Annotated in this window: 21 protein-coding genes; 7 read left to right on the top strand and 14 right to left on the bottom strand. The window is 55.3% G+C overall.

The features are described 5' to 3' along the window. Position 1 precedes the first annotated feature (1 nt). The 9 genes from G0Q06_RS08450 to G0Q06_RS08410 form a co-directional block, all read right to left on the bottom strand. Complete coding sequence (locus G0Q06_RS08450) at positions 2-1,126, bottom strand: hypothetical protein (RefSeq protein WP_163964395.1); 1,125 nt, start codon at positions 1,124-1,126, stop codon at positions 2-4. Continuing rightward, the gene (locus G0Q06_RS08445) at positions 1,126-1,719 is read right to left on the bottom strand and encodes a Maf family protein (protein ID WP_163964394.1); all 594 of its coding nucleotides are present in this window, start codon (positions 1,717-1,719) and stop codon (positions 1,126-1,128) included. Before G0Q06_RS08445 ends, G0Q06_RS08450 begins: the two co-directional genes overlap by 1 nt. Continuing rightward, a complete protein-coding gene (locus G0Q06_RS08440; RefSeq protein ID WP_163964393.1) occupies positions 1,716-2,654 on the bottom strand; it encodes a sugar phosphate isomerase/epimerase family protein in 939 nt (312 codons plus the stop codon). The genes G0Q06_RS08445 and G0Q06_RS08440 overlap by 4 nt, the downstream gene beginning before the upstream one ends. Before the next feature lie 124 nt (positions 2,655-2,778). Further along, on the bottom strand, positions 2,779-2,979 hold the full coding sequence (gene rpsU, locus G0Q06_RS08435) for a 30S ribosomal protein S21 (RefSeq protein ID WP_163964392.1): 201 nt from the start codon (positions 2,977-2,979) through the stop codon (positions 2,779-2,781). Positions 2,980-3,054: 75 nt separating this feature from the next. Beyond that, a complete protein-coding gene (gene clpB, locus G0Q06_RS08430; RefSeq protein WP_163964390.1) occupies positions 3,055-5,664 on the bottom strand; it encodes an ATP-dependent chaperone ClpB in 2,610 nt (869 codons plus the stop codon). Between the two features lie 147 nt (positions 5,665-5,811). Next, positions 5,812-7,440, bottom strand: a complete 1,629-nt coding sequence (locus tag G0Q06_RS08425; protein ID WP_163964388.1) for a peptide ABC transporter substrate-binding protein — start codon at positions 7,438-7,440, stop codon at positions 5,812-5,814. After that, a complete protein-coding gene (locus G0Q06_RS08420; RefSeq protein ID WP_163964387.1) occupies positions 7,421-8,227 on the bottom strand; it encodes a glucosaminidase domain-containing protein in 807 nt (268 codons plus the stop codon). The genes G0Q06_RS08425 and G0Q06_RS08420 overlap by 20 nt, the downstream gene beginning before the upstream one ends. A gap of 4 nt (positions 8,228-8,231) precedes the next feature. Further along, a complete protein-coding gene (locus G0Q06_RS08415; RefSeq protein WP_163964385.1) occupies positions 8,232-8,621 on the bottom strand; it encodes a hypothetical protein in 390 nt (129 codons plus the stop codon). A gap of 56 nt (positions 8,622-8,677) precedes the next feature. Continuing rightward, a complete protein-coding gene (locus tag G0Q06_RS08410; protein ID WP_163964383.1) occupies positions 8,678-9,022 on the bottom strand; it encodes a hypothetical protein in 345 nt (114 codons plus the stop codon). Between the two features lie 86 nt (positions 9,023-9,108). Between G0Q06_RS08410 and G0Q06_RS08405 the strand changes: the two genes are divergently transcribed. Next, positions 9,109-10,206, top strand: a complete 1,098-nt coding sequence (locus G0Q06_RS08405; protein ID WP_163964381.1) for a FecCD family ABC transporter permease — start codon at positions 9,109-9,111, stop codon at positions 10,204-10,206. A gap of 2 nt (positions 10,207-10,208) precedes the next feature. Continuing rightward, positions 10,209-11,015: a heme ABC transporter ATP-binding protein gene (locus tag G0Q06_RS08400; protein WP_163964379.1), complete on the top strand. Its 807-nt coding sequence runs from the start codon at positions 10,209-10,211 to the stop codon at positions 11,013-11,015. Here the strand turns inward: G0Q06_RS08400 and G0Q06_RS08395 are convergent. Together G0Q06_RS08395 and G0Q06_RS08390 are read right to left on the bottom strand one after the other, a co-directional pair. Next, positions 11,012-12,493 (bottom strand): isochorismate synthase, encoded by a 1,482-nt coding sequence (locus G0Q06_RS08395; RefSeq protein ID WP_163964378.1) that lies wholly within the window; start codon positions 12,491-12,493, stop codon positions 11,012-11,014. The genes G0Q06_RS08400 and G0Q06_RS08395 overlap by 4 nt on opposite strands. Next, a complete protein-coding gene (locus G0Q06_RS08390) occupies positions 12,451-13,203 on the bottom strand; it encodes a putative 4-mercaptohistidine N1-methyltransferase (RefSeq protein WP_163964376.1) in 753 nt (250 codons plus the stop codon). Before G0Q06_RS08390 ends, G0Q06_RS08395 begins: the two co-directional genes overlap by 43 nt. 109 nt (positions 13,204-13,312) lie before the next feature. On the opposite strand from G0Q06_RS08390, the gene G0Q06_RS08385 reads away from it, so the two are divergent. Further along, positions 13,313-13,849 carry a gamma carbonic anhydrase family protein gene (locus G0Q06_RS08385; RefSeq protein WP_163964374.1) on the top strand — a complete coding sequence of 179 codons (537 nt, stop codon included), beginning with the start codon at positions 13,313-13,315 and terminating at the stop codon, positions 13,847-13,849. After that, a complete protein-coding gene (locus G0Q06_RS08380; protein WP_163964372.1) occupies positions 13,846-14,844 on the top strand; it encodes an ABC transporter substrate-binding protein in 999 nt (332 codons plus the stop codon). The genes G0Q06_RS08385 and G0Q06_RS08380 overlap by 4 nt, the downstream gene beginning before the upstream one ends. A gap of 37 nt (positions 14,845-14,881) precedes the next feature. Here G0Q06_RS08380 and G0Q06_RS08375 read toward each other — a convergent pair whose 3' ends face one another. Genes G0Q06_RS08375 through def form a run of 3 tightly spaced genes read right to left on the bottom strand, consistent with a single transcriptional unit; the run spans position 14,882 to position 16,616 of the window. Continuing rightward, a complete protein-coding gene (locus G0Q06_RS08375; RefSeq protein WP_163964370.1) occupies positions 14,882-15,250 on the bottom strand; it encodes a transcriptional repressor in 369 nt (122 codons plus the stop codon). 14 nt (positions 15,251-15,264) lie between these two features. Next, complete coding sequence (locus G0Q06_RS08370; protein ID WP_163964355.1) at positions 15,265-16,038, bottom strand: sugar phosphate isomerase/epimerase family protein; 774 nt, start codon at positions 16,036-16,038, stop codon at positions 15,265-15,267. Between the two features lie 8 nt (positions 16,039-16,046). Then, positions 16,047-16,616 (bottom strand): peptide deformylase, encoded by a 570-nt coding sequence (gene def / locus G0Q06_RS08365; RefSeq protein ID WP_163964353.1) that lies wholly within the window; start codon positions 16,614-16,616, stop codon positions 16,047-16,049. A 56-nt stretch (positions 16,617-16,672) separates the two neighbouring features. Here def and G0Q06_RS08360 point away from each other — a divergent pair, with 56 nt between their 5' ends. The 3 genes from G0Q06_RS08360 (at position 16,673) to G0Q06_RS08350 (ending at position 20,902) form a co-directional block, all read left to right on the top strand. Further along, positions 16,673-18,397, top strand: coding sequence for a hypothetical protein (locus G0Q06_RS08360; RefSeq protein WP_163964352.1), 1,725 nt, complete (start codon positions 16,673-16,675; stop codon positions 18,395-18,397). Beyond that, positions 18,394-19,731: a coiled-coil domain-containing protein gene (locus G0Q06_RS08355; RefSeq protein ID WP_163964350.1), complete on the top strand. Its 1,338-nt coding sequence runs from the start codon at positions 18,394-18,396 to the stop codon at positions 19,729-19,731. The genes G0Q06_RS08360 and G0Q06_RS08355 overlap by 4 nt, the downstream gene beginning before the upstream one ends. A 142-nt stretch (positions 19,732-19,873) precedes the next feature. Beyond that, positions 19,874-20,902, top strand: coding sequence for a PIN/TRAM domain-containing protein (locus G0Q06_RS08350; RefSeq protein ID WP_163964348.1), 1,029 nt, complete (start codon positions 19,874-19,876; stop codon positions 20,900-20,902). Positions 20,903-21,022: the final 120 nt, after the last annotated feature.

The raw sequence follows: 21,022 nt of genomic DNA, 5'->3' as shown, positions 1-21,022 counted from the left end.
ATCAGTAGTAAAAATGAATGGCGCATCCCGCCTTCTCACCCATCTTGACAATCATCTCCGGAGTCCAGTCGAAGAAAGGCGCCTCCCCGACTATCGAGTCAACGGATATGGTCTCGGCGAGCTTGCCAGCGGTGGAGTGGCTGACATTCACATCCTGCACGGAACCGTCCCGGGTAATGGAAAACTCAACCACGACCTTGTATCCACCGAATGGGATCGACTTGGTATTGTAGACTAGATTACGCCAGCGGGCTTCAATAATCTCAGCCACCCGCCGCCAATATTCGCCAAATTCCGAGTACTGCGCGTCAAAGGCGAGGCGGCCCACCTGAATGGCGCCCTGGCGGTTGTCCTTGATCGGGCCAAATGACGTGTCCCGCTCCACGCGCGGACGTGGACGCGGCGTTGGAGCCTGTTCCTGCTGGGCTTGAGGGGGAGTTGTCAACTGTGCCTCACCCTGCCGGTCCTGCGGGCTTGTCACGGCCACCGGATCGCGCATTTCGGTCGGGTCTTCAGGCTCATCAACAGCCTCATCGGGCTTTTCAATACTGGCCAGACCCTCTTCCTCTTCGGGGATTTCCTCGAGAAGGTCCTGCACCGTTTCAGCAGGAAGTTTTTCGGGGGCGGCCTCCTGTTGCACCATCGGGCTTGCTCCGGCAGACTGACTTGCCGCAGGCGGTGTCTGCGGCGTCGGTTCCTGAAAAGGATTTCCCTGCACAAGGCGGTTGGACTCCTCCTCGTCTCCCTCGACATAAGGCGTATTCTCCGGATCAAGTGGCACCTGCTCCTCCTGCGCGGCGCGTTGATCGCGGTCGGAGATATTCATTGTTTCCTCCGGCTTGGCTTCGGTAATATTGGGGGCGGCGCGCACATAGCGCTCTTCCAGCTCAGGTTCCTCAGGTAATGGCTCCAGCATAATCTCCATGGATTGCGGAACCAGCTCACTTTGTGCGGGCTTTTCAAAAAGGGAGGATGGGGTCGCCCAGAAGAGGAGCAGGTGAAGAAAAAACGCCAGGAGAACCGCCGCAAAAAGGCTGTCGCGGTTTCCCCGGGACGGCTCATCGAGAAGCCTTTGGGAAGCATCCCGCGGTTCAGTACCGGGCTTGTCTGTCGTTTGCAATCGCATCAATCATCCAATTCGGGAAGAAGCTCCCACCCTCTTGAGACTAATTCATCGCGCAAACGTTGAACAGGAAGACCCATGATATTTTCAAAGGAGCCAGAATAACGCTCAATCACCAGGTCCCCGTGCTCCTGAATGGCGTAGGCTCCCGCCTTGTCGAAAACGTGCACGCGCTCCATGTAGATGCTGATTTGCTCCGGGTCAAGAGGACGGAATTCGACTGAACTGCTCTCGTGGAAAACATGCGACTGTCCGTTGAAAAAGAGTGCCACCCCGGTGAGAACCTGATGGGTCCGGCCGCTTAGTTCAGTCAGCATTGAGACTGCGTGATCCGGATTCTTCGGCTTCGCAAAAAGGCGCTTGCCGAGGGCAACGGTCGTATCTGCCGCAATGACAAGGGCGTCAGCGTGGCGGGCAGCAACTGCTTCACCTTTTCGACGAGCGTTCTCCTCGACCTGCTCCACCGGGTCCGCGTGATCCGGCTCCCATTCCTCCACATCCGCGGTGACGACCCGGAAATCAGCCTTTAGTTGCGATAGCAACTCACGGCGCCGCGGGGATCCCGAGGCGAGAATCCACTCCACGGGGGCCTTCATGATGCGCTCAGGGCGGGAATTGTCCGGAGGAGAAATTCACGGCCTTCCCGCATCTGCTCAGAAGACAGGCGCGGACTCATCTCCATCACGACCACATCGTCGGATCGGACAAACTTGGCCAGCATGTCCCAGTCAATGACTCCCGTTCCGGGAACCTGGTGATCCCGGTCCTCCGTGCTCACGTCATGCAAATGGAACCCTACCAAGTTGGGCCGGAGGGATTCAAGAAAGCCTTTATGCTCAAGCAAGCCCATGCGCTCCTTGAGCTGGGCATGGCCAGAATCATGCCAGTAACCAAAAACGCCGTGTTCCTTCAGGCTGTCGATAAGGTTTGGCATTTCCTCGTCCATGGGCAGCTCGGTAAATCCCTCGCGGTTTTCAATCCCGAAAAGAACGCCCTTGTCCTTCGCTTTCTCAGCCAGCAGGTCGTAGTTTTTCTTCAGCTGCTTCATGAACGACCCCTGCTTTTTACGCAGCCGCTTGAGACCCTTCTCCCGGGCCAGTTGAAATGTTTCGCTGTTTTTCCCTTCATCCACCTCATAGGCGGCCTCAAACACCGGCTCCGGATTACGCCAGACAAAGAGCGTCCTCCCGGAATGGAGAACAACCCGTTCGCATTCCACGCGCTGGGCAAATTCCAGCGTCCTCAGGGTGTTGTTCAACCAGAGAATTCGCTCACGGCGGCTCGGTGAGCTCGGCTCGAACAAATTAGGCGCTGCGCCCATCACGCCAACCGGCAAAGGACAGAAGTTATGAACCGAAGACACCTTGATAATGCCCTCCTCGAGTGCCTTGAGAATTCCCGGGACAAGGCTTAGGCGCGTCCCGTGCGACAACTCGACATAGTCAAATCCAAGCTCGGCCAATTCGACGAGCATCGGGTAACCGTCGTCATGGCGATGTGAATTCCAACAACTGGAGACAGAAAATTTCATTTGATAAGGCGCTTCTAGAAGAACGGCATCCCTGCCAAAAGGGCAACCCTCCCATCAAAAAACGGCAAAAAAAATCCCCACCGGGAGATCCGGAGGGGAAGGAAAAGGGTCAATTTCCGCTCAATTACTGATTTTCGTAACGGGCACGCAACATAGCCGAGAAAGCAGCGACCTTCTTCTTGCGGCGGCGTACTTCACAGGGCTTTTCAAAATACCGTTTGGCACGGACGTCACGGATGACGCCTTCGCGGTCAAGCCGCTTCTTCAGGCGACGCAGCGCGCGCTCAATCGGTTCTCCTTTGCGAATCTTAATTTCTACGGACATAATAAATTTGTATTAGGGAAAAGGAGCCAGCAAACCAGCCCGACCCGGTGCGTCAACAAAAAATCCCGCTTTAAGTCAGGAACTGGTAATTTCCGCCCAGACCGGCTGGTCCTCCTCAATAGAGAACTGGACAAGTGACCCTTCGCGGATCTCGCCGCTGATAATTCCCCTGGCAAGGGCGTTTTCAACGCGTTTCTGGAGAAGGCGTCGAAGCGGCCGGGCTCCATAGACAGGATCATAACCCTTCTCGGCAAACCAGTGACGGGCCTTTTCATCGAGACAAATCTCAATTTTCCGGTCCTTGAGGCGCTTATTGAGGTCCTTCAGCAGGATTTCGATGATGGCCTCGATATTCTCAAGGGTCAGGGGTTTGAAAAGGATGGTATCATCGAGCCGGTTGAGGAACTCCGGTCGGAAGGCATTCCGCAATTCAGTGAAGACGGACTCCTTGACGGAATCCGGAATCTCATCGCCGGTCACTCCCTCTGTCAGGTAGCGGCTGCCAATATTGGAGGTCAGGATGAGAACCGTGTTCTTGAAATCAACGGTGTGGCCCTGGCTGTCAGTGATGCGCCCATCGTCCATGATTTGGAGGAGCGTGTTGAAGACGTCTGGGTGGGCCTTCTCAATCTCATCGAAAAGGATGACCGAATACGGTTTGCGCCGGACGGCCTCGGTCAGCTGACCGCCTTCGTCATATCCGACATAGCCGGGAGGCGCACCGACAAGACGCGAAACCGAGTGCTTCTCCATGTATTCAGACATGTCCAGCCGGACCATATTGTCTTCACTGTCGAACAAGGACTCAGCCAATGTGCGTGCGAGCTCGGTCTTGCCGACCCCCGTCGGCCCGAGAAAGAGAAAGCTTCCGATTGGGCGACGCGGGTCCTTGATGCCGGCCCTTGAGCGCAGGATGGCCTCGCTGACAACGCGAACTCCCTCATCCTGTCCGATGACTCGCTCATGGAGGATGTCTTCCATTTTGAGAAGTTTCTCCTTTTCCCCTTCGAGGAGTCGTGAAACCGGAATACCTGTCCAGCGGCTGACTATTTCCCCGATCTCCTCGTCGGTCACCTCCTCCTTGAAGAGATGGCTTTTGTCAGTCTGGACCTGATCCTCGGCCTGCTTCAGGCGCTCCTCGAGATCAGGAATTGTCCCGTGGCGTAACTGGGCCGCCTTGTTCAAGTCGTAGACGCGCTCGGCGGCCTCCATATCGAGACGGGCCTTCTCGAGGGCCTCCCGCAGCTTGCGTGTACCACTCAGGGCCTCCTTCTCGGACTCCCACTGGGCGCGAAGGGCAGAACACTTTTCCCGCTCACTGGCCAGCTCGGACTTCAATTCCTTGAGGCGCTCACGGGAGGCCTCGTCCTTCTCCTTCTTGAGCGCGGCTTCCTCGATTTCCAACTGCATGACGCGTCTCGAAAGGGTGTCCAGTTCCTGCGGCATGGAATCCATTTCCGTACGGATCATGGCCCCGGCCTCGTCAACGAGGTCAATTGCCTTGTCGGGAAGAAAGCGATCGGAGATGTAGCGGTGCGAGAGGGTTGCCGCGTGCACAAGGGCATTGTCAGTAATCCGGACCCCATGGTGCACCTCAAAGCGTTCCCGCAATCCACGCAGGATGGAAATTGTGTCCTCCACGCTCGGCTGATCGACCAGCACCGGCTGGAAACGCCGCTCGAGGGCAGCATCCTTTTCAAGATGCTTGCGGTATTCATCAAGGGTGGTCGCTCCTATGCAATGGAGTTCCCCACGGGCCAACATCGGCTTGAGCAAATTCCCGGCATCCATGGCACCCTCCGCCTTGCCCGCACCAACAATTGTGTGCAGCTCGTCGATGAAGAGGAGAATTCGACCTTCGGCGGACTTGATTTCCTGCAGGACCGCCTTCAAGCGCTCTTCAAACTCGCCCCGGAATTTGGCCCCAGCGAGCAGGGCCCCCATATCGAGGGCAAAAACGGTCTTATCCTTCAGGCCCTCAGGGACATCCCCGTTCAGGATTCGCTGGGCTAGTCCCTCCACAATGGCAGTCTTCCCCACTCCCGGATCTCCGATCAGGACAGGGTTGTTCTTGGTCTTCCTGGAAAGAATACGAATGACGCGTCGGATTTCATCATCCCGGCCGATGACCGGGTCCAGCTTGCCGGACCGTGCTGTTTCAACCAGATCAATACCGTACTTTTCCAATACGTCATAGGTCCCCTCGGGATTCTGGCTGGTCACGCGCTGTGACCCGCGCATGCGCCTGACTGCTTCAAGCACGCGCTTCTCATCCAGCTCAAAGGTCTTGAGGACCTTCTGTAGCTCGGCATTGCCGGTTTCCCGGATGAGGCCCAGAAACAGGTGCTCGACCGAGACAAATTCGTCCTTGAGTTCACTGGCAAGGTTTTCCGCATGCGTAAAAGCCCGACCCAGACTCTCGGAAATGTAGACCGTCCCTGAAGCTGTCGCGCCGCTCACTGCAGGCAATTTCTCCAACTCTCGCCGGAGCGCCAGCTCGACCGCCGCCGGTGTGATCTCAAGGCGTTTCAGGAGTACGGGCAGGATTCCGTTGGTTTGGATCAACATGGCGGCCAGCAGATGCCAGCAATCGACTTGTTGGTGCCCAAGCCGGCGGGCCTCGGTCTGGGCCCCGACAACGGCCTCACGAGCCTTTTCTGTATACTTGTTTGCGTCAAATGTCATACCTCAGCTAACGCATAACCCACGCCAAGGTAGCAATTAACGTAACAACCTGTTTTTCAGCATGTTATGATTAACATCCAGACGGAGATAGCGACATTATTACACACCGCTTCGTGGCTATCAACCCACACTGGGTCAACTTGTCGCTTATTCTCCCGGCACCAGACGGACTGATTCATACGGCTGATCCATCAGGGCTTTGGAGGCCCAACCCTGGACATCGGGATGAATGAGATACATGTTCCGGGCCCACGTAATGGGCAAAATTGGCAAATCCGCGAGCAGAATGGCCTCGGCTTCCGCAAGAAGGGCATAGCGCTCTTCAATCGAGGTGACCTGATTGGCTTTGGCCAGCAGGGCATCATAGGCAGGATTCCCATAGCCTGTGCGATTATTGCCATCTCCTGTCCGCATGATTTTCAGGAAAGTAGCTGGATCCAGATAATCCCCGATCCAAGAAAGAAGGAAGATGTCATAATTGCCACTATCCATCTCGGCGATGAGGACCTGCCATTCCTTGTTCAGGATCTCGATGGAAACGCCGAGCTCGGTCCGCCACATTTCCTGGACCACTTCGGCAAAGGTGCGGGAGGTGTCGGAATTGGCGATCATGAACTCAAATTCCGGCAAACCTTCCCCGCCGGGATAACCCGCCTCGGCAAGTAATTGCCGGGCCGCCTCCGGATCGTAGGGAAGCGCGTCGGAGAGGGCATATCCCCCAATCGTCGGAGGGACAAACCCACCGGCTGGAGATCCATTCTTGGTGACTTTATCAATGATCGTTTTCCGATCAAGGGCCATGGAGAGGGCATGGCGAACACGGGGATCATCAAGACCCTCGTGACGGTTATTCAGGCCGAGATAGCCGGTCGCAAACATGGGGTCCTCGCGAAGAGCGGGGTTGTTTTCCTGACGGTATTTGTCACGCAAATTGAAAGGAACACCGTTTGTGATATGGAGTTGACCGGTCTGGAACATGCGGTTTTCCGTCTGACGATCCTGAATGGGAAAGAAATGGATGCCGTTCAGGGCCACAGATCCGGCGTCCCAATAACCCGGATTCTTCTCAACAATGATCCGCTGATTTGGTAGCCACTCCTTAAGGACAAACGGGCCGTTGCCGACATAGTTCCCGGGAAGGGTCCAACCGCTGTCCCGGCTGGCAAAGCCTCCCGCTTTTTCAATCGTGGCCCGGTGCAGCGGGAACCACGTGTAGTGCGTCAACATGAGCGGAAGGTAAGGCGTCGGACCATCCAGTTCGACTTGCAACGTGCGTGGACCCAGGACCTTGATCCCGACCTCGCCAAAATCAGTGACTTGTCCCGTATTGTAAGCCTCGGCATTTTTCACGCGAAACAGCATGCTGACGTAGGGTGCACCAAATTCGGGATTCAGGATACGACTGTACGAATAAGCAAAATCATCCGCCGTCACCGGATCGCCATTTGTCCAGTACGCCTCACGCAAATGAAAGGTCCAAATGCTCTTTTCCAGATTGCTCTCCCAGCGCTCAGCCATTCCCGGAAGCACCTTGTCGCTGCTTTCCGGATGCTCGCGGACAAGTCCCTCCAGAAGGGATTTGATGACCCGGTTCTCGGGCATTCCGGTGACCACGTGGGGATCCAAATCACGCGGTTCAGCTCCGTTGTTGAAAAGGAGAATTCCATCTCGTGAAGACGCGATGACCGCATCCTCGCGCTTGCCGCATCCGGCAACCGAAAGCAGGCCGAGGAGAACGGTGATAAGTGAAAAAAAGTTAATCTTTGATCGTGTCATAAATCTGCAGGTTATTGGTCTGGATAACGCGTTGAATCTTTCCGATGTAGGTCCATCCCTCTTCTGAATAGCGATAAAGGCCGTCAGACAGAGCAATGCCGGTCACCGGTTTGCCTTCCCGGCGGAGGCTGCTGCGAATTTGCCGGAGGGACAGGTAGGCCGGATTTGTATTCAAATTCTGGATATAATCGTCAAAGGACTCCTTCGGTGTGCTGTATTTCTTAACCTCGTAGGTGGCACCTGCCGGTCGACGCTTTGGCACAATTCCGCAGCCCGGCTCATAGCACCAGACCCCATACAGGTTATTCCCTTGCTGGGCGAAGCGGCTCGTCCCCCACCCGCTTTCCAGTGCCGCTTGGGCAAGCGCCATGGACTGTGGAATGATGTCCACCCGCTCGAGAAGACTGCCGACCAAATCCGCCGTCAACGGACTTTCCGGATCAATCTCCATTTCGTATGCAGAGGCGAGCTGCCTGACCCAACGCTCATTGCGCCGGCTCATGGGTCCGCGGTCCAGATTCCCATTAATTGCCTCGAGGCGCTTGCGCTGGCTCAGGATCTCCAGGTCAGACCGGTCAACGTAGGGTTTGAGGAATTCGAAGAAGGCGGCCTTGCGTTCCCCGATATCATCAATCTTGGAAAAGTCTGGCAGGTCACGGCCCAACTTGACTGGAATCAAGACGACAATCAGGACAACTGCTGCGATGAGGATTCCGGCAAGAACGGCCGGATTCATCCAGTAGTGTCTCTTTGAACGCGATAGGATCTTGTCTAATGAAACGGGCATAAGACTACTTCACTTTCTTCAAGTGGAGAATCTTCTCACCCGACATCCAGTACTCAATGTACGGTGATACCGTTTCAATCCAATCGGTCCACTGGTTTGGTTGCTTGCCTTGATTGGCGGGAGAAACCAACTCATAACTACCATTGAACCATTTGCGGTAACCCGCACCTTCCTCGGAGGAAATTTTCAAAATAATTTCCTGCTCACGGTAAGTCGGATTCAATAATAGCCAGATCTTTCCACCGTCGTCTACTTTCACCCCTCGAACCACTTCACTGTTGATCGTCAAGGCTTCGTACGGGCCGAATAGGATCTTGCCCTCCGCTGAGGCCACCGAGGCCAGGGGAATGACAAAGGCACATATAACGAGAATTTTCCGGATCGCTGCTTTCATGCTCTTGAATCTGCAGCAGAGCGACCGGTTTGTCAAAATCTCGCTACCTCCAGGGCTTAAAGAAAGTCTCCGCGGAGAACTCCCATCGCCAAAGAATAGGAAAAAAGGAGGAAGGTCGCAATAAAGGCCACCAAGTTGCCCCAGTAGCCGATTTGCGCCATCGATTCCCCGCCCAGCGATCCATGGCGGCGCCGGATATACTTACCCGCAGCCCGGCCGAAAAGCCACCCGCCAAAGGCAACCGCCATCGAGAGAAATGATAACAAGACGATGTCCAGGCTCCTTAATCCAGCCCAGATAAACCCGTTTACCAAAAGCAGAAGGATCGAGGCCTTGGCTATCCATGGCTCCTTCTGCCTCCGGGAGCGGCTCCGGCGTCTTGATTTCAGGTTTTTCGACATCTTGGGCAGAATTAGTGGATATTCTGTTAAAAGATACAAACGCAATTCCGCACAAACTGTTTATCCCCTGTTTTATTGACACTAGAATGCCATTAAGCGAGGCTGGCGGGATGGAGAAAGGGAGAAATCCGCAGAACAGTCGAGCGCGGAAGGGATGGATGATCCCACTCCTTTCGGGCTGTCTTCTGATCCTCGGATTGATCTCCTTGATGCTGGGGCCACTGGTCACGGAGCCGGGTGCAGTTCTTGCGGTTTTGGGCAACCGGCTCAGCTTCGGGCATTGGCCTGAAGTGGTGGACTCCCGGGTAGCGGCGGCAGTCTGGGAGATTCGTCTGCCGCGTGTGCTGGTCGCGATGGGAGTCGGGGCGGCTCTGGCAACAGCGGGCGCCTGCCTGCAGGGATTGTTCCGGAATCCATTGGCTGATCCCGGCTTGATCGGTGTGTCAAGCGGTGGTGCGATTGGCTCGATCCTCGCTATCAGCAGCCTTGGCTGGCTACCGGGAATGACCGGTTGGCTGGCTGCCCTGCAAGTCCCGCTTTGGGCCATGCTCGGGGCCATGCTGACCACCTTCATTGTCTACCGCATCGCCCGGATTGCCGGGAAGACGCACATCTCGACGCTACTCCTGGCTGGGATTGCCGTAAACGCACTGGCCGGAGCAATTGTCGGGGCAGTCCTGTACTTATCGGATAATGACGCCTTGCGGCGCTTCACATTCTGGACCTTGGGAAGCCTGCATACAACCACCTGGAAAAGCGTCGCCATGATGGCTCCTTTCATCGTCGTTCCAATACTGATTCTTCCACGTTACCGAAACGCCTTGAATGCTTTTCTTCTTGGCGAAGCGGAAGCCTATCACCTCGGTTTCAATACCCAATGGGTCAAGCGGATAGTGGTGGGGCTTTGTGCCATAATGGTCGGAGTGACTGTTGCCTTCTGTGGCCTCATTGGCTTTGTCGGACTGGTTGTTCCACACGTTGTGAGAATGATCTGGGGCCCTGATTTTCGCCGACTCATTCCCGCTTCAGCCTTTCTTGGGGCTTTTCTTGTCCTGGCCGCCGACCTTGTGGCCCGGACGGTCAACGCGCCGGCCGAGATTCCCATCGGGGTCGTAACCTCCCTCATGGGCGCCCCTTTTTTCCTTTACCTGATCAACCGTCGCAAACGCCAACTGAGTGTATGAGCATGTTGAAGGGTCACCAGATCTCCAAGTTAATCGGATCGCGGGAAATTCTCTCCGGGGTGAATATCGAGCTGCTTCCCGGGAGGGTCACTGCCCTTCTAGGCCCGAATGGGGCCGGTAAGACAACTCTCCTCCGTATTCTCTCCGGCGAATGGGATTGCACGACCGGATCCGTCCAACTGAACGGGGAGCCACTACACGATATTCCGGTGAGAAGGCTTGGAAAACTTCGGGCATACCTGCATCAGGAGTCCTCGCTTGATTTTGCCTTCAAGGTCATTGAGGTAGTCATGCTCGGGAGGAGCCCGCACATGCATGGAGGTGAGCGCCCGGCCGACTACGAAGCCGCCCGACGGGCCCTTGTGGAAGTCGATCTTCATGACCGGGAAAACGACCTGTATACCTCACTCTCCGGAGGCGAGAAACAGCGAGTCCATTTGGCCAGGGTGCTTGCACAAATGGATGAACCGACCATTGAGGAGCCCCGCTATCTGTTTCTTGATGAACCGACCAACAATCTCGACCTGTCACACCAACGTACCATCTACCGGGTGGTCCGTGCAGTGGCCTCACGCAACGTGGCAGTCTGCATGGTGATCCATGACCTCAACCAGGCCTTCCAGGTAGCAGATACTATTCACATTCTCAACAGGGGCCGGATGGCTCTCAGCGGTGAGCCGGAGCAAATTGCCAACTCACGTGAATGTGAGGCGATCTTCGGCGTGCCCCTTCAGCGAGTACAAATCCCCGGAAGCCGCTACCCTTATCTCGTTTTCAACGCGGGTCAGGACGTCAACCGCGAGGCCTAACCAGCTGCACCACGAATACAGCGGAGCAAGGCCTCCATCTTCAGGGTGGTTTCACGCAATTCCATTTCCGGAATGGACCCCTCCACGATTCCCGCACCCGCGAAGAGACGTGCCCGCGAATCCCGCACAAGGGCACTCCTGATCCCGACTGCGAATTCGCCATTGCCGCGCAAGTCAAACCAGCCAGTGAGACCGGCAAACATGCCCCGGGGAAAAGGTTCCCATTTGAATATATCCTTGAGCGCATCCTCGCGGGGAGTTCCTCCAACAGCCGGCGTCGGGTGAAGCGCTTCAGCAAGATCCAGAATGTGGACACCTTCCTTCAGTGGGCCGTTGATGGGTGTCCGCAAATGCTGGACGTTGGGCAGGACCAGCAAACCCGGGGAATCCGGGATGCGGGCCTCCAGGCCAAGGGATTCCAAACGCCGCCGAATACTCTCCACAACATGGCCGTGCTCGCGAAGGTCTTTTTCGCTGGCAAGAAGATCACGGGCCAGGCGCGCATCTTCTCCTGCGGAAGGGTCACGGGCCGCCGAGCCCGCGATGGCCTCAGTCGTGTAGCGTCCGTTGTCCACTGAAACCAGACGCTCGGGGGTGGCTCCGATGAAGCTCGTGCCGTTCTCGCTTTGTAATGAAAAACTGCTACATCGAGGATAGTCGCGGCGGAGGCGGTTGAGGATCTTCAGTGGCTGACAGGAATTATCAAAAAGCAGGTCCACGGCTCGCGACAGGACAATCTTGTTGTAAGACCCCTTCTTGATCGCCTCAAGGGCCAGCGCAACGTTTTTGAGGAATGTTCCTTCCGGGCCGACCTCGCGCTCTTCGAGGATATGATAGACAGGCGGCCGTGGCGGCTGGTCGTAAGTGTAGGCACTGAATTTCCGGTGAGCCGACCAGATGCGTTGAGCCACTGCCTCAACATCCATTCCGGGCCGTATCAAGGCATTCGCTACAGCGACATAATGATCACCAGCCCTCGCCACCTGCCATTGCGGGACGAAAACCTGTCCGCCCGGGAATGCCTCTTCCCTGCCGTCGACTGAGTCGTAGAAGGAAAAACCGGCGAAGAAAAGCGGGCCGGAAAACGGTAGCGACAAATCCCCGATGGCAATGACATGCTCATCAAGCCCGGCCGCAAATGTGCGGGCCTGCTGGAAACGATCCGGTCCGTTCCATGAAGCGGAGACAACGGCCTCCGCGCCGGCGACAGCCCATTCGCGGTAGGGGTTTTCCATGTAGAAATGGTGAGCGTCCCCCTCGTAGATGGAATCCAGGACGGCAAGGGGATCGATATGCTTAACCGACAGAGTGATGCTGGCTATCTTGTCGTGTCCATCCTCATTGGCCGCGTCCAGGCAGGCCGACAGAAAGGCCCGCAGGCCGTCCATGTCTGCCCGCCCCTCAAGCGGTATGTCGATGATTTCCATTCGGGCAACTAGCTTTTCCGGATCCACCGGGAGGCCTGGGCGACGGACCATTGGTATTTCCGCCGATGTTCGCGAATCAGGAACGGCATATCCCATGTGGCATCAAATTCAAAGGCATCGCCCAGGAGCGGCTTGAGTGCTTCAAGCGGTTCGCCTGTTTCCGGTGTGGCACCAATCCAGAACTCTCGTGCGGTAAATGTCTCGAGCCATGTATTCGGAGTTGTGATGATCAATTGTCCCCCGGGATTTAGCAGGTGCGGCAGACGGGCAAGAAAGTCCTGCGGTCGGGCCAACCGGCATAACAAGTTGGCGGCAAGAACGCAGTCGAAGGAACCGAGGTCCGCACGCAGATCCTGCGCATCGCCCTGCTCAAAGTGAAGTTTGCCACTTACGCCTTCCGGCCGCGTAGCCACCAGGCGATGGGTTATGGTCCCGGTTTCCTTCAGGAGAAATGGCAAATGACCATTTTCGTAAATATTCCTCGCAGCGCTCGCAAAGGCCTCGGAGTAGTCGATCCCGATCACTTCGTCGAAGAAGCGGGCCAGCTCAAAAGAAGCCCGTCCCACCGCGCAACCAATATCCAAGGCACGGACCCTCTTTACCAATCTCGCCTGATCAAGACCCTCCTGAACGCATCGGACAGGAAAAGCCAAGGCGTCCGTTGGTCCAAATGCCAAGGGAAGTTGATCGTTCGACTCACCATAATGGAAGAGCAGGTATTGATGCAGAAGCTCATCGGTTTCATAACTCGAGGAATCCATACCCGCAGAATGCCGGAATACCGGATTTTGGCAAGGCAGGTCAACGGGAAAGCCAGCATCCCAAGGAAATCGCCTTGTCAGTCCAATTTTGCAGGGACAGGTTACAAGAATGACACCACAAGAACGACTGGATAAGTTCCTTTCCCGCCAACCTGAAGTGGATCCCTCGGCCTATGTGGCATCCTCGGTGGTCATGATGGGTGCGGTCAAGATTGGACCAAGGGCATCGGTCTGGCCACTCTGCGTGCTGCGCGGGGATATTGAGGAAATCGAGATTGGTGAAGGCTCGAATGTGCAGGATGGAACAATTGTCCACCTTGCGGATGATCTCGGCGTGAAAATTGGCAAGTACGTGACAATAGGCCATGCGGCAATGATCCATGCCTGTACCATTGAGGATGAATGCCTGATCGGGATGAAGGCCACAGTCCTGGATGGGGCGGTGATTGGAAAGCGTTCAATTGTCGGCGCCGGGGCCGTCGTGACAAAAAACATGCAAGTCCCGCCCGGTTCACTTGTCCTCGGGATGCCGGCCAAAGTCATTAAGCAGCTCAGCGAGGAGGAACAGGAAGGCCTGAAATACTGGGCTGATAAATATGTCATCGCGGCCGAAGCGCACAAGAAGCGGGATGCAACCATAAAATGAACAGACAGCAAAAGATCACTACTTATGCTGTCGGCTTTGTCCTTGGCTGCTTGATTCTGGCGCTCATACCACGGGAGGAGAAGAAGCCCCAGCGCCATCCGTGGCACGCCCAGACCGCAGTGGAAGGGACTTACCCCATGACGGTCACCGACGACATTGGCCGCACCGTAACTTTCGGGAAACAACCCCGCCACTTTATCTCACTGGCCCCAAGCGTCACAGAAATCCTCTTTGCCATGGATATGGGAGACCACCTGATGGCTGTCACCCAGTGGTGCACATTTCCCGAGGAAGCGAAAGCTCTCCGGGACTCCGGGGCCCAGGTCGGTTCCATGGACCAGCCCAATAGGGAAGCGCTGGTCGCATACCGGCCGGATCTCATCCTGGGGACAGACCTCACGCCACCGGTAATCTATGAGGCAATTCACAATCCTCCCCGTACGATCGCTTTTGCTCTTCGGCATGAGAACATGAGTGACATTCTGGAGGATATAAAGTCTGTCGGGACGATCACGGGGGTCCCCGGAAAAGCACTGGCGTTGATCAACCGGCTAAAGGCGGAACGATCCGCAGTAGAGGAAAGCTTAGCGCCTTTTCTTGAATTCCCGAAAAGGAAAGTCCTGTTTCTTCTGTCCATCGAGGAAAACAGCCAACCCGGATGGGCACCCGGGGAAGATGCCTGGGTGACCAACCTAATCGAGTCCTCACATGCCATCAATGTCGCTTCAGAGTTGGGCAAGGCCTGGGGAGAGGTTTCCTTTGAAGCGCTCCTCGCCCTGGATCCCGATGTTCTTCTTGTCCGGGAAGCGGATTCTCCCGCCGAACAGGCCCGCATGGAAGCGCTTGTCGCCCAGTTGCCAGATCACCCGGTCTGGAGCCAGATCCCGGCAATCCGGAACGGACGGGTTCATTGGATCCCCAACGGCCCTCTCAGCATCCCGGGACCGCGCGTCATGGAAGCGTACGCGGAAATCGCTCAGGCTATATGGCGATAGCTGGGAGTCTCGCCTTCATAATAAGGCGGAACCCCAACTATTTACACTCCGGGCAAGTCCCGTAGAACACGGTTTCCTGTCCGGTCAGTTTAAACCCCTTTGGTGGCTTTATTTTCACATCCGGCACGGCCACCTGAAGATCAAACACCCGATCGCATTTCCGACAGATAAAGTGGGCATGATGGGCATCACTGACCCATTCATAACGCAGGGGTTGTCCCGGATAATCAACGCCGACGATCAAACCTTCGGCAGCCATGTCCTTAAGTTGTCGATACACAGTGCGGAGGCCGATCCGGGGAAGAATGCGCTTTGCTCCCTCAAATACCTCGGGGGGCGTCAAGGGACGGGCCTCCTTCTGGAAGACCTCCTCAATCGTGAGTCGCTGGCGCGTCGTGCGAATCACCTCTTCATTGCCCCCTACGCCTCGACGAGGTTATCACTGATGTAGCGAAAACTCATTTCGAGGGATTTAAACGGATCACCAGGGCATGTGTCCTGCTCAACAATAAACCATTCACAACCAGAAGCTTCAGCAGTGGCAATAATGGTCTTGAAATCAAGGATACCATGGCCGATTTCAGCAAAGCGGGCGGTGCCATCCTCATCTGTAGCGTAATCCTTCAAATGGAGGAGCGGAAGCCGGTCACGCAAACGGGCGCACCATGCCTGCGGGGACGATCCCCCGGCATGAATCCAGTATGTATCGATTTCGCCCTGAAGGTATTCCGGGTTGGTCTCGCCATAGATAATCTCAAGAATCGGAACCCCTTTTAAAATGTCCAGCTCCAGATCATGATTGTGGTATGTGAGGACTTTGCCAGCTGCCTTGAGCACCTTGCCGGCAGCATCCAGGCCGTTGACCAGCCCCATTACGGATTCCTCGGAATTGAAATTGATATCCCGGGGGTAAGGATAGGCGGTGTAACGACAACCGAAAGCCTCCAAGTTTTCCACCACCTTGTGTGGGTTGTTCAGGATTAAATCGGATTCCTCATGGCAGGAGTTTATCACAAGGCCCTTTTCGGCACACAGGGAAGCAATCTCAGATTCGCTTACAGGGCGTGGACCGGCAACCTCCACGGACCGGTAGCCAATATCAGCCACCTTTTGAAGGGATTCCTGAAAATCCTCCGGTGTCTTTAAATAATCACGGAGGGTGTATAGCTGTACAGCGACTTGTTCGATTCTCATGATTTTGGCTACTCCATTAACGCTTTGCGGCTATTTTGTTTCAAGCGCTTTATTTTGGAGTCAAGGGTGCGCAATTGGCGCTTGTCCATTAAGTCGATAAAGAGGCGCCCGTGGAGGTGATCGAGCTCGTGTTGGACGACCCGGGCAACCCATCCGCTACAGACAAGGGTGTGCGGCTTGCCATTGATATCCTGAAAATCGACTTTCACCGCCTCTGCACGTGGGACATCTCCGCGGATATTGGGAAAGGAAAGACACCCTTCCTCCCCGAAAACTTTTTTCCCGGGAAGCACTTCCACTTCCGGGTTAACAAGGGCCATTGGCATGATCAGATCGATTGGCTGGCGGAGACCATCCAGCTGGTAATCCAATTCCTCACCGGGCAGATGGGAAACATCCATGACGAACACCATCAGTGCCTTATTCACCTGTTGGGCAGCCAGGCCAACCCCCTCCTCTGCATACATCGTCTCGATCATGTCAGAAACGAGGTTTCGAAGTTCTTCATCAAAAACTTCGACCTTCTTTCCGGCCTGACGGAGTACAGGCTCCCCATACTGTGTCACGCGCAACTGCATAAGGACTATTTAACAGCTTGCACCCATCTGCATGTCCAGTCAAATAAGGGGTTCCCATGGGAAGCACCCTGGAAAAGCCGCCCACCCGCAAACGACGACCAGTCTGGCAACTAGTTGGCCTGGTAATGATAAACTTGTTTCTCGCTTTTGCCGCGTTGGCGCTGGGAATGTGCATTCCTTCCTATTTTCGTTCAGTCTCCCCGCTGGTCCTTGAGGCTGCGGCAAAGGATACGCCAACTCTCCTCTCGCAGGCTGAAGGCCAACTGCAGGCCGGGCGGCCCGGGCCGGCCGGCTCCCTCTTGCAAACATGGAAACGGACGACGGGAAACAAGATCCCAACAGGACTGGCCAGCCGTCAGCAAGCACTGCTTGAAGAAAACCCTCTCTACCGGTGGAGTGGCGGTCCAGCGCCCTTTTACGAGCAATTCCTGCGGCAGGCACCCTATCTCAGGGAGGATGAACCGGCGGTTATTCCCACCCTGCTTCCCGGCGAGAACCGGATTGAATTGGCCGCCTTCTTAAGCCAGAGCTCCAACCAGAATGTACAACTCATACTAAAAACGCGCACCCTTGGCGGTTGGCAGCGTTTTTATCCAGTCTACTCCACTTCCGGACAACCGCTGGAAGCGACAATTCTTGCCACTGCACTGCTGGAGCAGTCATCGGCTCTCCCGGATGGTATCCGGTCCCCAATATTGAAAAACATGGCGGATGCCCTGCAGGGCGACTTGTCTGCGGTCACCCAACTGGAGAGCTCCTACATCGCTCTCCTGACCATCGGGCGCCGCGCAACCTGGCTCCAGTTCCAAGAACTGGTGCGCAGCCTGGAGAATCCTGAACAGCTTTTCATGATTGCCCAGGCAATTCAGGAGTCGCCAGACCGGTTGCCCCTGATCATGAGCGCTGTCTTCAACCTGCGCTCACCTGAAGGGCTGATACAATACCTTGGTCAGCACAAGGAGCGCGGATGGGAGGGCCTTGAGGTGGCCCTTGCATTGGGTCAGGGAGCCATGGAGGCGCTTTTGCAATTTGACAAGCCGGTCTATGATCCTCCCGGACTCTGGGAAGCCCTTCCTGAAAAAATCCGCCAGAATCAACATGCCTTCAAACAATTTGCGGAGACCTGGCCTGTTCTGGCAATCGGGGCACGCGCGGCGGCATTCGCCCTTTGTGGGTTTTTCCTCGTGGCAATCCTGCGCGTGATCATTTTCAAGGGGCAGGCGCGCCCGGATCACCAGAGACGGGTCCTCATAAATCTCGACAGCATCGTAGGCGGCGTCCTTGTCATGATGCTTGTCTGGATTTTAATTGAACCCGGCCTGCTTGATTTCCAACCAAATGAACAAGGCACCCTTCAGATCCAGCTCGCGCAAATTCTTCCCGACAGCCAGGATTTACAATCACCAACCGATTCAACAACCATGATTGACCAAGTCACCATCCTCATCCTCCTGTTGTTTTTTATCATTCAGCTACTCGTCTTCATATTCTGTCTTCTCAAGATTGCCGAAGTGAGGCGCCAACGCCATGCGGCCCGTGTCAAACTCCATCTTCTGGATAACGAGGAAAACCTGTTTGATCTCGGTCTGTATGTCGGGCTTGGCGGCACCGTGGCCTCCCTCATCCTGGTTGTCCTGAATGTCGTCGATGCCAGCCTGATGGCGGCCTACGCTTCCACCCTGTTCGGGATTATTTTTGTCGCTGTCCTGAAGGTCGGGTTTCTCAGGCCTTATCGCCGGTTGCTGATCCTCGAAAAGAACGATTCCCAAAAGGACAAGTGAACAAGACCTTGCTCATCATCATCTGCGATTTCCTGCTGATCAGCATTCTCGCCCTTGTTGAATTCAAACCGACGGTGGAAGTGGATGCCGTCGATGAGGAAGCTCTGCGCGACCAGGCAGCAGAGGAAATGCTGGAGCTGCTGCAGCTGTCGCTTGAACATGAAAGTGCCCAGCGGCAGGAAGTTGAAAGCAGCCTCGATGATACACGTGAGCAACTGACCAAGACCAACGAGAACCTGCAGGAAACCTCGGAAACACTTGAGGAAGTGAATACTGCACTCAAGGAGAAGGAACAGGAAACAACTGCCCTTTCCACGGAACTCGCCCAGACCCGCGGGTCTCTGGAGCTGACCCTCGAGGAAAAAGCCAACCTCGCCAAATCCCTTCAGGAAAAGGAAGCTCGCTCGCGACAACTTCAGGAGGAACTACAGGCTCAACAAGCCCTGGCTCTTGAGAAAAACCAAGCGCTGGAAACCGCAAAGAGCAAGTTGACCGAGCTGGAGGGCCAGCAACGGCAGCTTTCAACGCAACTCCAGATCCGGGAAACGGAAAAGGAAATGCTCGAGCAAAACCTTATCGCGGCCCAAGCGGAGGTCGAGCGGGCAAGGATTGAGGCTGAGCGCGCGCAAAAACAAACGGAAAATCTGGCCGTGGGCGTGAGTGAGCTGGCGGCTTCGTCTTCCGCCCTGCAAGAAGAGTTCCGGCAGGCCCAACCGCTATCCCTCAACGCAATATTCAAGAAATTCGAGGACAACCGCGTCTTCCTGCGCTTCCAATGGGAAGAACGGGCCTTTCTGGGTTCAAGCACCCGTCAAGTCGCCCTTCAATCCATCCTTGTACAGACCCCGCAAGGCACTCACGCACTGTTTGCCACCGTCAACACCCCGTTTGCCGGTGGAAGGCAGGGTATTTCCACTGAAGCCATCCTGAGCATCGGAAACCGGTCATTTGCCATTCGTCAACTGGGATTTCTTGAGGCAGACCAGGGCATTGCCGCTGTGCGGGTACCGGATTCCATTACAGATAGCGCCGGGCTGGCCATATTTTCCCTTTCGACTGATCCATTCCGGTTTTCCGAGGCCGTCCTCGTCAGCGATGATCAAGAACTCTATGGGGAGATCCCGGTACGTGTCCCACCCGGGGAATCGGGCACCCTTGAGGTGGAATCCAAGCTTTTTAACCGCCTCTTTGGGGAATTTACCCCAAATCCGGGCGATTATGTCTTCTCCATGACGGGTGAACTGATCGGTGTCATGGTAGGAAACAACCGCGCTCGCCTGTTGCAGGATCCGGAATTCACGAACTTTATCAATCTACAGGCCCCACAAAATTGAAAAGTCCGTCAAAGAATGCCCGAAAACCTGAATTTATTCGCCTTAATGAGTCCCTTCCCAAAACCTGAACATCATCAAACACCTTCCAATTTCAGCTCTGATAACAAGTCCCGGGGCGGAAACCCCAAGACCTTAGTCTAAAATGGCCTACACGATCCGGATTCTCCGCCTGTTTTTTATCCTGCTCTGCATCGCTGCCGGGTGGCTCGTCAGCTACTCGGTTCCCGAATGGGACGAATATCGATGGGTTGCTGTTTTTATTGCCGCCGCAATGGGCGCCCTTGTCGTCCTCGTCGATGTCCTCCTGAAGGGCTTCTCCCTGCGAGGACTCTCCGCCCTGACGTTTGGGCTGTTTGTTGGCTGGGCCTGTGCAAAATTAATCGCCGCTTCACCTTTCTTTGATGTGCCCTTCGACGCCCTCGATGAAGGCAGCATGATTCTGACCCAGAATAAATATCTCATCCAATTGTCGCTTTATGTCATTCTTATGTATCTGGGGGCCGTCATTGCGCTGCGCGGCCGTGATGAATTCAATCTGGTAATTCCCTACATTCGATTTGTTCCTCACGGAGTGGAAGTCCCCCTTGCGATTGTCGACACCAGCGCGCTCATCGATGGCCGGCTAGTCGGCATTTGTGAAAGCCGCTTCATGGGATTTGGATTAGTCATCCCGCGTTTTGTCATTGATGAGCTACAGAATATCGCCGATTCCAAGGATCCAGAGCGGCAGGCCAAGGGCCGCAAGGGCATTGAGGTGCTCAATCAGCTCCGCGAAATGGAGCACCTTGACCTGAGAATCAACGAAAGCAGCGTCAGTAATCGACAGCGTGTTGATGCCAAGCTCGTTTATTTGGCGCAATCCCTCAAGGCGAAGCTCATGACGACCGATTACAACCTGGCTCAGATCGCAGAGTTTCATAATATCGACTGGCTCAACCTCAACGCCCTCGCCAAGGCCATGAATCCCCAACTTCTGGTCGGGGAGGAACTCCGTATCAAATTGACCAAGCCGGGCAAAGACCACAACCAGGCAGTCGGCTATCTGCCTGATGGCTCAATGGTCGTGGTCTCCGAGGCAAAGCACCTGATCGGGGAAACGGTCACTGCTTCCGTCGACTCAATTATTCCGTCTGCAGGCGGAAAAATGATCTTTGCTGTCATCAAAAAATGATTACCGGGGATACCCCCCAAGTCTTTTTAAATTTCCTGTAAATCGTTCATTCACAAATGTTTTGACTTGGCAAAAACTGGAAAATCGTAGAAGGTCGTTCTCACCTCACGAGAGGTATAT

The organism is Oceanipulchritudo coccoides (genome assembly GCF_010500615.1).
Lineage (GTDB): Bacteria > Verrucomicrobiota > Verrucomicrobiia > Opitutales > Oceanipulchritudinaceae > Oceanipulchritudo > Oceanipulchritudo coccoides.
The sequence above is the reverse complement of the archived record's forward strand: the minus strand, read 5'-3'. Positions and strand labels throughout refer to the sequence as shown.

Coding starts and splice junctions, on each gene's coding strand:
- G0Q06_RS08350 (WP_163964348.1), top strand. CDS start 19,874: ATGGCCTACACGATCCGGATTCTCCGCCTGTTTTTTATCCTGCTCTGC.
- G0Q06_RS08420 (WP_163964387.1), bottom strand. CDS start 8,227: ATGCCCGTTTCATTAGACAAGATCCTATCGCGTTCAAAGAGACACTAC.
- G0Q06_RS08385 (WP_163964374.1), top strand. CDS start 13,313: ATGACACCACAAGAACGACTGGATAAGTTCCTTTCCCGCCAACCTGAA.
- G0Q06_RS08445 (WP_163964394.1), bottom strand. CDS start 1,719: ATGAAGGCCCCCGTGGAGTGGATTCTCGCCTCGGGATCCCCGCGGCGC.
- G0Q06_RS08425 (WP_163964388.1), bottom strand. CDS start 7,440: ATGACACGATCAAAGATTAACTTTTTTTCACTTATCACCGTTCTCCTC.
- G0Q06_RS08450 (WP_163964395.1), bottom strand. CDS start 1,126: ATGCGATTGCAAACGACAGACAAGCCCGGTACTGAACCGCGGGATGCT.
- G0Q06_RS08400 (WP_163964379.1), top strand. CDS start 10,209: ATGTTGAAGGGTCACCAGATCTCCAAGTTAATCGGATCGCGGGAAATT.
- G0Q06_RS08395 (WP_163964378.1), bottom strand. CDS start 12,493: ATGGTCCGTCGCCCAGGCCTCCCGGTGGATCCGGAAAAGCTAGTTGCC.
- clpB (WP_163964390.1), bottom strand. CDS start 5,664: ATGACATTTGACGCAAACAAGTATACAGAAAAGGCTCGTGAGGCCGTT.
- G0Q06_RS08370 (WP_163964355.1), bottom strand. CDS start 16,038: ATGAGAATCGAACAAGTCGCTGTACAGCTATACACCCTCCGTGATTAT.
- G0Q06_RS08380 (WP_163964372.1), top strand. CDS start 13,846: ATGAACAGACAGCAAAAGATCACTACTTATGCTGTCGGCTTTGTCCTT.
- G0Q06_RS08410 (WP_163964383.1), bottom strand. CDS start 9,022: ATGTCGAAAAACCTGAAATCAAGACGCCGGAGCCGCTCCCGGAGGCAG.
- G0Q06_RS08415 (WP_163964385.1), bottom strand. CDS start 8,621: ATGAAAGCAGCGATCCGGAAAATTCTCGTTATATGTGCCTTTGTCATT.
- rpsU (WP_163964392.1), bottom strand. CDS start 2,979: ATGTCCGTAGAAATTAAGATTCGCAAAGGAGAACCGATTGAGCGCGCG.
- G0Q06_RS08390 (WP_163964376.1), bottom strand. CDS start 13,203: ATGGATTCCTCGAGTTATGAAACCGATGAGCTTCTGCATCAATACCTG.
- G0Q06_RS08440 (WP_163964393.1), bottom strand. CDS start 2,654: ATGAAATTTTCTGTCTCCAGTTGTTGGAATTCACATCGCCATGACGAC.
- def (WP_163964353.1), bottom strand. CDS start 16,616: ATGCAGTTGCGCGTGACACAGTATGGGGAGCCTGTACTCCGTCAGGCC.
- G0Q06_RS08405 (WP_163964381.1), top strand. CDS start 9,109: ATGCCATTAAGCGAGGCTGGCGGGATGGAGAAAGGGAGAAATCCGCAG.
- G0Q06_RS08360 (WP_163964352.1), top strand. CDS start 16,673: ATGGGAAGCACCCTGGAAAAGCCGCCCACCCGCAAACGACGACCAGTC.